Annotated in this window: 10 protein-coding genes; 8 read left to right on the top strand and 2 right to left on the bottom strand. The window is 71.6% G+C overall.

The annotated features are described in order from the left end of the window. Positions 1 to 35 precede the first annotated feature (35 nt). Both ACGFWE_RS09505 and ACGFWE_RS09500 read left to right on the top strand, forming a co-directional pair. On the top strand, positions 36 to 785 hold the full coding sequence (locus ACGFWE_RS09505; RefSeq protein ID WP_393599101.1) for an SDR family oxidoreductase: 750 nt from the start codon (positions 36 to 38) through the stop codon (positions 783 to 785). A 1-nt stretch (position 786) separates the two neighbouring features. Continuing rightward, a complete protein-coding gene (locus tag ACGFWE_RS09500) occupies positions 787 to 1692 on the top strand; it encodes an SDR family oxidoreductase (RefSeq protein WP_393599099.1) in 906 nt (301 codons plus the stop codon). A gap of 28 nt (positions 1693 to 1720) precedes the next feature. Here the strand turns inward: ACGFWE_RS09500 and ACGFWE_RS09495 are convergent, their stop codons facing one another. Both ACGFWE_RS09495 and ACGFWE_RS09490 read right to left on the bottom strand, forming a co-directional pair. Continuing rightward, positions 1721 to 2602, bottom strand: coding sequence for a hypothetical protein (locus ACGFWE_RS09495; protein WP_352382755.1), 882 nt, complete (start codon positions 2600 to 2602; stop codon positions 1721 to 1723). Positions 2603 to 2639: 37 nt separating this feature from the next. Continuing rightward, the gene (locus ACGFWE_RS09490; protein WP_393599097.1) at positions 2640 to 4409 is read right to left on the bottom strand and encodes a beta-galactosidase family protein; all 1770 of its coding nucleotides are present in this window, start codon (positions 4407 to 4409) and stop codon (positions 2640 to 2642) included. 98 nt (positions 4410 to 4507) lie between these two features. Between ACGFWE_RS09490 and ACGFWE_RS09485 the strand changes: the two genes are divergently transcribed. The 6 genes from ACGFWE_RS09485 (at position 4508) to ACGFWE_RS09460 (ending at position 12000) form a co-directional block, all read left to right on the top strand. After that, positions 4508 to 5380, top strand: coding sequence for an AraC family transcriptional regulator (locus tag ACGFWE_RS09485; RefSeq protein ID WP_352382752.1), 873 nt, complete (start codon positions 4508 to 4510; stop codon positions 5378 to 5380). Positions 5381 to 5484: 104 nt separating this feature from the next. After that, entirely contained in the window at positions 5485 to 5835 is a 351-nt protein-coding gene (locus ACGFWE_RS09480; protein WP_053852438.1) for a chorismate mutase, read from the top strand. Positions 5836 to 5973: 138 nt separating this feature from the next. Beyond that, a complete protein-coding gene (locus ACGFWE_RS09475) occupies positions 5974 to 6528 on the top strand; it encodes a response regulator (protein WP_352382750.1) in 555 nt (184 codons plus the stop codon). Positions 6529 to 6584: 56 nt separating this feature from the next. Continuing rightward, positions 6585 to 9071, top strand: coding sequence for an aminopeptidase N (pepN, locus tag ACGFWE_RS09470; protein ID WP_393599095.1), 2487 nt, complete (start codon positions 6585 to 6587; stop codon positions 9069 to 9071). 116 nt (positions 9072 to 9187) lie between these two features. Next, positions 9188 to 10579: a pyridoxal-dependent decarboxylase gene (locus tag ACGFWE_RS09465; RefSeq protein ID WP_352382743.1), complete on the top strand. Its 1392-nt coding sequence runs from the start codon at positions 9188 to 9190 to the stop codon at positions 10577 to 10579. Further along, the gene (locus ACGFWE_RS09460) at positions 10576 to 12000 is read left to right on the top strand and encodes a SidA/IucD/PvdA family monooxygenase (RefSeq protein ID WP_352382741.1); all 1425 of its coding nucleotides are present in this window, start codon (positions 10576 to 10578) and stop codon (positions 11998 to 12000) included. The genes ACGFWE_RS09465 and ACGFWE_RS09460 overlap by 4 nt, the downstream gene beginning before the upstream one ends. Positions 12001 to 12187: the final 187 nt, after the last annotated feature.

Below are 12187 nucleotides of genomic sequence, written 5' to 3'. Positions count from 1 at the left end.
CCACCAAACGTTTGTTAGGTGAAGGGTAGCGGTGAATGGAGCTGAGCGGGAGGGCCGTGGTCGTCACCGGCGGGACGCGGGGAGTGGGCGCCGGGATCGCCCGCTCCTTCGCACAGGCGGGGGCGGACGTCGTCGTCTGTGCGCGCAGGCCGCCCGAAGCCCCCTTGCCGAAGACCCGGTTCGCGAGGCTGGACGTCCGGGACGCCGACGCCGTACGGCACTTCTTCGCCGAACTGCCGCGCCTGGACGTGCTGGTCAACAACGCGGGCGGTACGCCCTACCGCCTTCTCGCCGACGCGAGCCCCGAACGGCACCTGCGTGTCCTGGAGTTGAACCTCCTCGCCCCGCTGACGGTGTCCCTGGCCGCGTACGAGCAGCTGAGGCGGACCCGCGGCTCGATCGTCATGATCGGGAGCGTCAGCGGCGGCCGGCCCTCGCCCGGCACGGCCGCGTACGGGGCCGCCAAGGCGGCCCTGGAGAACCTCGCCCGCTCGATGGCCGTGGAGTGGGCGCCGGACGTCCGCGTGAACACCCTGGTCGTCGGCATGGTCCGCACCGAGCAGTCGCACCTGCACTACGGCGACGAGGCGGGCATCGCCGCCGTCTCCCGCACCGTCCCGCTCGGGCGCCTCGCCGAGCCCTCCGACGTGGGCGCGGCAGCCGTGTTCCTCGCCTCCGACGCCGCCGCCTACATCAGCGGGGCCTCACTGCTGGTGCACGGCGGCGGGGAACGGCCCGCCTTCCTCGACGCAGCCAATGCCGCAACTGCCGACAAGGAGACATGAGTTGACCGGAATCTGCGACGGCCGGGTCGTCGTCGTCACCGGCGCGGGCCGTGGACTGGGCCGCGCCCACGCGCTCGCCTTCGCCGCCGAGGGAGCACGGGTCGTCGTCAACGACCTCGGCGTCGGCCTCGACGGCACATCGGGCCCCGACAGCCCCGCCTACCTCGTCGCCGAGGAGATCCGCGCGGCCGGCGGCCAGGCGGTCGCCCACGGCGGCGACATCGCGACACCCGACGGTGCCGCCTCCCTCGTCCAGGCCGCCCTAGAGACGTACGGCCGCCTCGACACCCTCGTCAACAACGCCGGGTTCCTGCGCGACCGGATGCTGGTCAACCTCGACGAGGACGACTGGGACGCGGTGATGCGCGTCCACCTGAAAGGGCACTTCCTGCCGCTGAAGCACGCGGCGGCACATTGGCGGGCGGAGACGAAGGCGGGCCGTACGCCGGTGGCCAGGATCGTCAACACCTCCAGCGGAGCAGGACTGCTGGGCTCGGTCGGGCAGGGCAACTACAGCGCCGCGAAGGCGGGGATCGTGGGCCTCACCCTGGTCGCGGCGGCCGAACTCGCACGCTACGGCGTGCAGGTCAACGCGATCGCCCCCGCGGCCCGGACGAGGATGACGGAACAGACGTTCGCCGGCACCATGGCCGCCCCGGCCGACGGCTTCGACGCCATGGCCCCGGAGAACGTGTCACCGCTGGTGGTCTGGCTGGGCTCCGGGGCGAGCGCGGGGGTGACGGGCCGGGTCTTCGAGGCGGAAGGCGGCCGGATCACGGTGATGGAGGGCTGGCGGCCGGGCCCCACGGCCGACAGGGGCGCGAGGTGGACACCGGCGGAGGCCGGAGAGACAGCACGCAAGCTGGTGGAGGAGGCCGGGACACCCAGGCCGGTGTACGGCACCTGAGCACACTCGAGCGCACCCGAGCACACCGCTAGGTGTCGCACTCCAGCACCGTCCGGCACAACGCGCACCGCGCCCGCACCCGCCCCCGCACCGGGACCCGGATCCGCTGGTGGCAGGTGGGGCACGGGAAGGAGACCCGCAGCCGGCCGGGGCCGTCCGGGGTGAAGGTGTAAGGGACTCCCGGCTGCGGGCCGGGGACGTGGCGGCGGTCCCGCGCGTAGCGGCGCCGGCCCACCCAGCCCGCCGCCGTGAGGGGCGGCTGCTCGGAGTCCTCCCGGGCCAGCGCCATCCCCTTCACATACGCCGTGTACGCCTGCGCGCTGGTGAACCACACCGAGGGATCCTCCCCGAACACCAGCGACCGCTTCGCCAGCACGTACCCGAACTCCTCCGGCGTGAGATACCCCAGCTTCTGCGACGACGCCGCGTCCTCCCGGTACGCGTCCAGCAGCAGCCATCCCGCCCCCAGATACGTCGCCGCCGTGTCCGTGAGGATCTCGTTCTCCCGCACCCCGGGGAAGGAGAGATCCAGCCGGTGCAGATACACGTGCATGACCTCGTGGGCCAGCGCCGCGCCGATGTCCCGCCGATGCGTCCGGAACCGGTCGTTCAGCTCGACGAAGTACTCGGGCCCCGCGGTGAGTTCGACGTTCGCCGCGTGGGTCATCTCCCGGAAGCTCACGACGAACCGGGCGTCCGGCAGCCGGTAGTGCCGCACCAGCTCCCGCGCCACCCGCTGCGCGCCGAGATAGAGATCGTCCGTGTCGCAGAACGCCACGTCCACCGGCGCCACACTCGTCGCGAACGCCTGCACGGTGTCGTAGGAGAGCCGCTTGTAGAGCGCGTTGATCGAGGCCCGCACCGTCTCCAGGTGCGGGTAGCCGTGCTGGACCGGTCCGTCGTTCGTCACGCCCGTACCCCCAAGACGCCCTGAACCCGATTCCACTCTACGAGGTCGTGAGCGGATTCTCGTGGGCCGGAACGGGCGCACGGAGCCGGAGCCCGGTCCCGTTCGCCGGCGCCTCCTCCAGCTCCAGCACCCACACCTCGTTGCCGCCCTCCCGCAACACCGGACCCGGCACGTACAGCGACCGCTGCGGGCCCGCCGACCAGTACCGGCCGAGGTTGAAGCCGTTGACCCACACGAACCCCCGGGTCCAGCCCGGCAGCTCCAGCACCGCGTCCCCGGCGCCCCGCACGCCCACCTCGCCCCGGTACAGCCCCGGAGAGCCGTCCCGCGGGACCGCCCCGAAGCCGATCCCCGTCACCGAGTCCAGCGCGTCCAGGCGCAGCCCCCGCGCCCGCACCCCGTGCAGGAACTGCCGCTCGTGCAGCAGCCCCCCGGTGATCCCCTTGGCCTCCCCGCTCCTGGGCCCGTAGTTGACCCGCCCCAGCGACTCCACCCACAGCTCCACGCGCGCGTACCCCGCCACCGGCTCCTTGAGCTGCACGTCCTCCTCGGTGAGCACCCCGGCCCGCACCCCGTCGACGTACACCACCGCGAGATCCCGCAGCCCCCGCGCGATCAGCGGATACGGCTGCCGCGGCCCCGGCACGGTCACCTCGTACCGCACCAGCCCCCGGTCGACGTCCAGCTCCTCGAAGGCCGGCGGCACGGGCCCCTCGTGGAGCGGACCGCCGCGCTCCTCCAACACGGCGGACAGGGACACCCACCCGGACAGGTCCACGTCACCGTCCGCCTCCAGCACCGCGGGCGCGGGCGGCAGGTCGGCCACCGGACCGTACTCGCCCAGCACCTCCCGGAACCGCCAGAACTTCTCCGTCGGCCTGCCGTACTCGTCGATCGGCGCGTCGTAGTCGTACGACGTCACGTCCGGCTCCAGCGGACCGTCGTGCAGCGCGCCCCCGCCCCGGTTGGCACCCGCCCAGCCCGCGAAGTTCGTGCCCCCGTGCGCCATGTACAGGTTCACCGAGGCACCGCACTCAAGGATCTCCCGCAGCGCCGCGGCCGCGTCTTCAACATCCCGTACGACATGCTCGCCGCCCCAGTGCTCGAACCAGCCGCACCAGAACTCCATGCACATCAGCGGACCGTCCGGCCGGTACCGGCGCAGCGTCTCGAAGGCCGTCCGCGCGCCGGAACCGAAGTTGACCGTGGCGAGAACGCCCGGGATCGAGCCGCCGGTGAGCATGTGGTCCTCGGGGCCGTCCGAGGTGAACAGCGGCACCGTGACGCCCACGGCGCGCACCAGGTCCGCCAACCGCTGCAGATACGCGGCGTCCGAACCGTAGCTGCCGTACTCGTTCTCCGCCTGCACCATGATCACCGGGCCGCCGCGGTCGATCTGCCGCTCCACGACCTGCGGCAGCAGCCGCCGGAACCAGCGCTCCACCTGCCCCAGGTATACCTCGTCGCTCGTACGCGCGTGACCCTTCAGCCACTGCGGCAGACCGCCGTTCTCCCACTCCGCGCAGATGTAGGGGCCCGGGCGGACGATCGCCCACAGCCCCGCCTCCCGGGCCGCGTCCAGGAACCGGCCCAGCGCCTCCACGTCCCGGAACTCACGCGGGTGCGGCTCGTGCAGGTTCCACGGCACGTACGTCTCCACGCAGTTGAGACCCATCGCCCGCAGCATCGCCAGGCGGTGCCCCCACTGGGCCTCGTGCACCCGGAAGTAGTGCAGCGCGCCGGACAGCAGCCGCACCGGCCGTCCGTCCAGCAGGAAATCGGTTTCACCCACCGTGAACTCGCTCATAGGCTCCACCCTCACCACTGGCGACGGCCAGGTCCATGGACAAAGATCGTCGCTGCTTGGACCGAAGCGCAGGCGAGCAAGCGCAGGCAAGGAGCGCGATGTACCACACGTGGATGCGGTTCCTCACGCCCAGCCCCGTCCATCACCGCCTGGGCCTGGTCTGCCTCGGCGTCGGACTCCAGTACGGCGAGCTGCCCACCGTCGGTCCCCGCACCCTCGACAGCCACGTCGCCGTCGTCATCAGCACCGGCACCGGGTGGTACGAAACCCCCGACGGCCGCCGTACGACGGTCACCGCGCCCTCACTGCTGTGGCTCACCCCCGGCATCCCCCACCACTACGCGCCCGACCCGGGGGACGGCTGGGACGAGGGGTTCGTCGGCTTCACCGGGCCCGCCACCGCCACCTACACCGAACTCGGCTACATCGAACCCGACCGGCCCGTCGTGCCCCTGTCCGACGCCACCGGCCCGCGCGCGGTGATCGCCCGCATCGCACGGGCCGCCCGCCGCGACAACCCCCTCCTAGAAGTGGAGACCGGCGCCGCCGTCCACGAACTCCTCGTCGCCCTGCGCCGCGCCCGCGCCGACCTCGCCCCCGACGGCGACCCCGTCCTCAAGGCCCTCGCCCGCGACGCCTTCACCCCCCTGTCGGTCGCCGACCACGCCACCCGGCACGGCATGACCCTCGCCGAACTGCGCACCGCCGTCCGCCGCGGCGCCGGCTGCAGCCCCAAGGACTACCTCCTCGGCATCCGCCTCGACCGCGCCAAGGAACTCCTCGCCACCACCGAACTCCCCGTCGCCTCCATCGCCCGCCGCGTCGGCTACGACGACCCCGCCTACTTCTCCCGCCTCTTCACCCGCCGAGTGGGCATGCCCCCGATCCGCTTCCGCGCCCAGGAAAGCCGGACGGTACCGGGCGGCTGGAGCAACCGGGTGCCTGATCCGGAGGATCTGCCGAGGGTTTGAGGGGCGGGGGTGGGTTGAGTGGTCGGGCGCGGTTGGGGACCGGGCCCCCGGTCCGGCCCATCCGCCGCGGAAGCAACCACCCCGTCCCCTTAGGGTTGTCGCCCATGACCACCAGCAACACCGGATCCGGTGACGTCGACCCCGCTGTCCGCGAAGAGCTCAACCGGCTGCGCGACAGCATCGACAACATCGACGCGGCCGTCGTCCACATGCTCGCCGAGCGGTTCAAGGCCACCCAGCAGGTCGGCCACCTCAAGGCCCGCCACCAGCTGCCGCCCGCCGACCCGGCCCGTGAGGCCCGCCAGATCGAGCGGCTGCGCACCCTCGCCGAGAACGCCAAACTCGACCCGGCCTTCGCTGAGAAGTTCCTGAATTTCATCATCGCCGAGGTGATCAGGCACCACGAGCGCATCGCCGAGGACACCGTCAACGGCTCCGCCCCCCTGGCCGATTGACCTCGGCCGACCCCGCGGGGAGGTGACACGGCCGCCCGCACCCGGCATGCTGCGCTGTGCACTCCTTGTCAGCCCACGAGCACTGCGTGTCAGCGCACGGGCGTAGGCTGGCTGTCCGCGAGGGAGGGACGTCGGGCCATGCCTTCGGATGCCAAGATCCTGATCGTCGACGACCACGAGGACACGCTCTACGCCCTGGAGAGCGCCCTCGCCCCGCTGGGCTACCGGCTCAGCCGCGCCACCAGCGGTGACGAGGCCCTCAAGCAGGTGCTCCGGGGCCAGGTCGGCCTCCTGCTCCTCGACGTACGGATGCCCGGCGTCAGCGGCCTCGACGTGGTCCGCTACATGCGGCGCCTGGAACAGACCCAGCACATCCCCGTCATCCTGCTCACCGGCTTCGGCCCCGACCACGACCTCACCTCCGCCGCCTTCGCCCTCGGCGTCGCCGACCTCGTGATGAAACCCATCGACCCCTGGGCCCTGCGCACCAAGGTCCGCTACCTCTTCGAGACCCACCGCCGCCACCTCGCCCTCGAACACGAGGTGCGGGAGTTACGCGCCCTCGTCAAGGACCACGGCGACAACGACAAGGACAGCGCTCCCCACGGGGCCCTGTCCCACCCGGACGCCCGGGTACCGGTGCAGCGCGCCAACGGGGCGCACACCGGGGAGCTCGAACAGGACCGGACATAAGGCGTGTACCGATCCGCCTCTGTGAGTTGCCCCGGCCATCAGGCAGCATGTCCTGCATGTCCGTACTGACGCGCGACGAAGCGCAGACCCGTGCCAAGCTCCTCGACGTCCACCGCTACACCATCGCGCTCGACCTCACCACCGGCGACGAGACCTTCGCGTCACAGACCGTCATCCGGTTCACCGCGCGCACCGAGGCGGACACCTTTGTCGAACTCAAGCCGGCCGAACTGCGGGAGGCCACCCTCGACGGCCGCCCCCTCGACCCGGAGACCCTCGAGGAGAACCGGCTGCCCCTCACGGGCCTGACCGCCGGCGAGCACGAACTGCGCATCGACGCCGTCATGCGGTACTCCCGCACCGGCGAGGGCATGCACCGCTTCACCGACCCCACCGACGGCGAGACCTACGTCTACACCCAGCTGTTCATGGACGACGTCCAACGCGTCTTCGCCGCCTTCGACCAACCCGACCTCAAGGCCGTCTTCGACCTGTCCGTGAAGGCACCCGAGGACTGGACCGTCCTCGCCAACGGCATCACCACCGACCTCGGCGAGGGCCTCTGGCAGGCCGCCCCCACCCCCCTGATCTCCACCTACCTCGTCGCCGTCGCCGCCGGCCCCTGGCACTCCGTCCGCACCGAACACCGCGGCCTGCCCTTCGGCATCCACTGCCGCCGTTCTCTCGCGCCCCACCTCGACACGGACGCCGACGAACTCTTCGAGATCACCAAGCAGTGCTACGACCGCTACCACGAGAAGTTCGAGGAGCCCTACCCCTTCGACTCCTACGACCAGGCGTTCGTCCCCGAGTTCAACGCCGGCGCCATGGAGAACCCCGGGCTCGTCACCTTCCGCGACGAGTTCGTCTACCGCTCCGCCGTCACCGACACCGAACGCCAGACCCGCGCCATGGTCATCGCCCACGAGATGGCCCACATGTGGTTCGGCGACCTCGTCACCCTGCGCTGGTGGGACGACATCTGGCTGAACGAGTCCTTCGCCGAGTACATGGGCTACCAGACCCTCACCGAAGCCACCCGCTTCACCGACACCTGGGTCGACTTCGGCGTCGTACGCAAGGGCTGGGGCTACGACGCCGACCAGCGCCCCTCCACCCACCCCGTCGCCCCCGAAGCCGTCGACGACACGGCATCGGCCCTCCTGAACTTCGACGGCATCTCCTACGCCAAGGGCGCCTCCGCCCTGCGACAGCTGGTGACCTGGCTCGGCGAGAAGGACTTCCTCGCCGGCATCAACACCCACTTCGCCCGCCACAAGTTCGCCAACGCCGCCCTCGCCGACTTCATCGACTCCCTCGCCTCCGCCACCGAACGCGACGTCCACGCCTGGGCCGACACCTGGCTGCGCACCACCGGCGTCGACACCCTGCGGCCCGTGGTCACCCGCGGCGAGGAAGGCACGTACACCCTCCAGGTCGAGCACAAGGGCAGCCGCCCGCACCGCATCGCCGTCGGCCTCTACGACCAGGACGTCGCCGACGAGGGCCGCCACCTCGTCCTGCGCGACCGCCTCGACCTCGACATCCCGCAGAGCACCCCGCAGCCCATCGGCAAGCGCCCCACCCTCCTCCTCCTCAACGACGGCGACCTCACCTACGCCAAGGTCCGCTTCGACCCCGACTCCTTCGAAGCGGTCACCGAGAGCCTCTCGGGCCTGCCCTCACCCCTGACCCGCGCGGTCGTCTGGAACGCCCTGCGCGACGCCGTCCGCGACGGCGAACTGGCGCCCACCGCCTACCTGGACGCGGCCCGCGCCCACCTCCCGCACGAGACCGACCTCGCCCTCGTGCAGGGCGTCCTCGCCTTCGCCTCCGCCTACGTCGCCGACCGCTACGTCACCCCCGAACAGCGCCCCGCCGCCCTCACCACCCTCTCCTCCCTGTGCCGCGACCTCATCCGCCGCACCGAGGACGGCGACCACCCCGGCCTGCGCCTGATCGCCGTCCGCCACTGCATCGACGTCGCCGCCCACCCGGACACCATCGCCGCCTGGCTCGCCGACGGCACCGTCCCCGGCGGTCCCGAACTCGACCCCGAACTGCGCTGGCGCGTCCTCGCCCGCCTCGCCGTCCTCGGCGCCACCGACGAGACCGCCATCGCCGCCGAACTCGAACGCGACCCCTCCGCCGCCGGCCAGGAAGGCGCCGCCCGCTGCCGCGCCGCCCTCCCCACCGAAGAGGCCAAAGCACAGGCCTGGGAAGCGATGTTCACCCGCGACGACCTCTCCAACTACCTGTTCACCGCCACCGCCCAGGGCTTCTGGCAACCCGAACAGACCGACCTCGTACGGCAGTACGTGCCCCGCTACTACCAGGACGCCGTCGCCCTCGCCGCCCGACGGGGCCCCGCGATCGCCGTCGCCGCCGGCCGCTCCGCCTTCCCGGACTACGCCATCGACGAGGACAACCTCCACCTCGGCGAGGCCTGCCTGCGCGACGCCGACCCCATCCCCGCCCTGCGCCGCAAACTCGTCGACCAACTCGACGACCTGGGACGGGCGTTGCGGGTGAGGCAGGCGTAGAGCGGATTTTCCCCGTACGGGAGTACCCCCTTTCGGGTCAGAATCGTTGAACTCTCCGGGCGCGCCCAAGCAACCGCGTCCAAGCTGGAAGCCACCAGCGCCCCCGGAGGTCGACGATGCACACGCCGCCCCTGGCCTCGGGCCCCGAAGGCCCCACCTCGCTGCGCCCACTGCTCGACACGGTCCTGGAGGCGCTGGGGGAGGGGGCGCGGTCGCGCCGGGGACCACTTCCGGCGGGCGGCCCGGCCGAGGTGGCGGCGCGAGTGCGGGCCGCACTGGGCGACGTACTCCCGGACCAGGGTGATCCGGAGACCCTACGACACCTGGTGCAGGCCCTGGCGGAAGGCTCCGCGGACCCGGCCGACCCCCTGTGCGCAGCCCACCTCCACTGCCCGCCCCTCGCGGTGGCCGCAGCGGCAGACCTCGCCGTCAGCGTTTTGAACCCTTCGATGGACTCGTGGGACCAGGCCCCGGCGGCGTCAGAGCTCGAGGCCCAGGTAACACGGGCACTGGCGAACGAGGTCTATGGTCAGGCCCTTGGGGGCGCGGGGAACGGCGCGACCAGCCCCCACCGGCCCGACGCTTTGGTGACTACCGGTGGAACCGAATCCAACCAGCTCGCCCTCCTCCTGGCCCGCGAAATCCACGGCCCCGGTGTCCAGCTGATCTGCGGCGCCAACGCCCACCACTCGCTCCCACGCGCCGCCTGGCTGCTGGGGATGCCCCACCCCGTCACCCTCCCCACCCTCGACCCCGCAGCCCTGGAAAACGCCCTCACAACCCTCCAAGGGCCCCTGCTCATCGCCGCCACCGCCGGCACCACGGACACCGGCCACATCGACCCCCTGCCCGAGATCGCCCGCCTCTCCGCAGCGCGCAAGGCACGGCTCCACATCGATGCGGCCTACGGCGGGCCCCTCCTCTTCAGCGACCGGCACCGAGGCAGGCTCGACGGACTCACCGCCGCCGACACCGTCACCCTCGACCTCCACAAACTCGGCTGGCAGCCGGTAGCCGCAGGACTCCTCGCCGTCCGCGACAGCAACGACCTCACCGCCCTGAACCAGCGCGCCGACTACCTCAACGCCGACGACGACACCGAAGCCGGCCTCCCCGACCTCCTCGGCCGCTCCCTGCGCACCACCCGCCGACCCGACATCCTCAAGATCGCCGTCACCCTGAAAACCCTGGGACGGACAGGACTCGGCGCTCTCGTCGACCAAGTCTGCGATCAGGCAAGGCAGTTCGCGGAACTCATCGACGCACACCCCGGGTTCGAACTCCACGAACCGCCCACCATCAGCACGGTCCTGTTCCGACCGGCGAACGCCACCGACGACGCCGTAGCCGCCGTACGCCGAAAACTCCTCACCGACGGCCGCGCCGTCCTCGGCCGAGCCCGCGCGGCGAACCGGCTCTGGCTCAAGGCCACCCTCCTCAACCCCACCACCCGGCCGGCCGACCTCGCCGGACTCCTGCACCTCGTGGAAGGAACCACCCCCCGATGAACCCCCACCCCCCACACCACGAGCCCGACGCACCCCGCGACCTCGTCGGCATCGGCATCGGACCCTTCAACCTCTCCCTCGCCGCCCTCGCCCAGCCCCTCACCTCACTCGACGCCGTCTTCTACGAACAGCGCCCCGCCTTCGGCTGGCACCCCGGGCTCCTCATCGACGGCGCCACCATCCAAGTCCCCTTCCTCGCCGACCTGGTGACCCTCGCCGACCCCGCCAGCCACTGGACCTTCCTCAACTACCTCAAGGCCCGCGAGCGCCTCTTCCCCTTCTACTTCTCCGAGCGCTTCCACATCCAGCGCACCGAATACGACGCCTACTGCCGCTGGGTCGCCGAGAGCCTCCCCGGACTCCACTTCAGCCACCAGGTCGACGCCGTCCGCTTCAACCCCGAACGCGACGTCTTCGAGGTCGACTTCACCCAGCTCGACACCGACGGCGAAGCCGAAGCGCTGGGCCGCACCTACACCAAGAACATCGTCCTCGGCATCGGCACCCAGCCCTACGTACCCGAACCCCTCAAGCCCCTCGTCGAGACCCCCGGCGTGCCCGTCATCCACGCCACCGACTACCTCGACCACCGCCGGACCCTCCTCGCCGCCGACCACGTCACCGTCGTCGGCTCAGGACAGTCCGGCGCCGAGGTCTTCCTCGACCTCCTCCGCAACCGCCCCACCGGCCGCGAAGGACTCCACTGGCTCGGCCGCACCGAAGCCTTCGCCCCCATGGAGTACTCCAAGCTCGGCCTCGAACACTTCACCCCCGACTACACCCGCTACTTCCACGCCCTGACCGAAAGCGTCCGCGACCGCCTCACCACCACCCAGTGGCAGCTCCACCGCGGCATCGACGCCGACACCATCGCCGCCATCCACGACGAGCTCTACCGCCGCACCCTGCACGGCGGCTGGCCCGACACCGTCCTCACCCCCGGCGTCCGCGTCCGCACCGCCGGCCGAATCGCCACCACGAAGATCGAACTCCACCTCGAACACATCCAGCAGGGCACCCGCTCCCGCCTCACCACCGACGCCGTCGTCCTCGCCACCGGCCACCGCGAACGCCCCCTCGACCGCATCCTCGCCGGACTCGACCCCTACATGCGCCGCGACAGCCGCGAACGCCCCCGCGTCGACGAACACTTCCGCCTCGTCCTCGACCCCTCCGTCACCGGCGCCGACTGCCACGTCTACGTCCAGAACGCCGAACGCCACACCCACGGCATCGGCACCCCCGACCTCGGCCTCGCCGCCTGGCGCAGCGCCACCATCCTCAACACCCTCACCGGCAAGAACACCTACCCCCTCCCCACCCGGACCGCCTTCACCACCTTCGGCCTCGAAGACCGGCTGCCACGGATCCCACCCGCCCGCACCGCCCCCGTCCTGACCCCCCTCGTCGAAGGACGGTAAAGAACCGGCGGCGGCGGAAGAACCCGGACACCGAGGGTTGGCCTCAACGACCTCGGCCTGCCCGGCCACTTCGCCCACCCCGAACCCGCCGAAGGCCCCACCGCAGCCGAGTTCACGGCCGGCCTCACCACCCTCGCCGACCGCCTCCACACCGCCGGACTCACTGTCATCGGCTCCACCATCGGCC

It is taken from the genome of Streptomyces sp. NPDC048523 (genome assembly GCF_043199815.1).
Lineage (GTDB): Bacteria > Actinomycetota > Actinomycetes > Streptomycetales > Streptomycetaceae > Streptomyces.
This window is presented reverse-complemented; position numbering and strand designations above follow the sequence as displayed.

Coding starts and splice junctions, on each gene's coding strand:
- ACGFWE_RS09505 (WP_393599101.1), top strand. CDS start 36: ATGGAGCTGAGCGGGAGGGCCGTGGTCGTCACCGGCGGGACGCGGGGA.
- ACGFWE_RS09490 (WP_393599097.1), bottom strand. CDS start 4,409: ATGAGCGAGTTCACGGTGGGTGAAACCGATTTCCTGCTGGACGGACGG.
- ACGFWE_RS09485 (WP_352382752.1), top strand. CDS start 4,508: ATGTACCACACGTGGATGCGGTTCCTCACGCCCAGCCCCGTCCATCAC.
- ACGFWE_RS09480 (WP_053852438.1), top strand. CDS start 5,485: ATGACCACCAGCAACACCGGATCCGGTGACGTCGACCCCGCTGTCCGC.
- ACGFWE_RS09475 (WP_352382750.1), top strand. CDS start 5,974: ATGCCTTCGGATGCCAAGATCCTGATCGTCGACGACCACGAGGACACG.
- pepN (WP_393599095.1), top strand. CDS start 6,585: ATGTCCGTACTGACGCGCGACGAAGCGCAGACCCGTGCCAAGCTCCTC.
- ACGFWE_RS09465 (WP_352382743.1), top strand. CDS start 9,188: ATGCACACGCCGCCCCTGGCCTCGGGCCCCGAAGGCCCCACCTCGCTG.
- ACGFWE_RS09460 (WP_352382741.1), top strand. CDS start 10,576: ATGAACCCCCACCCCCCACACCACGAGCCCGACGCACCCCGCGACCTC.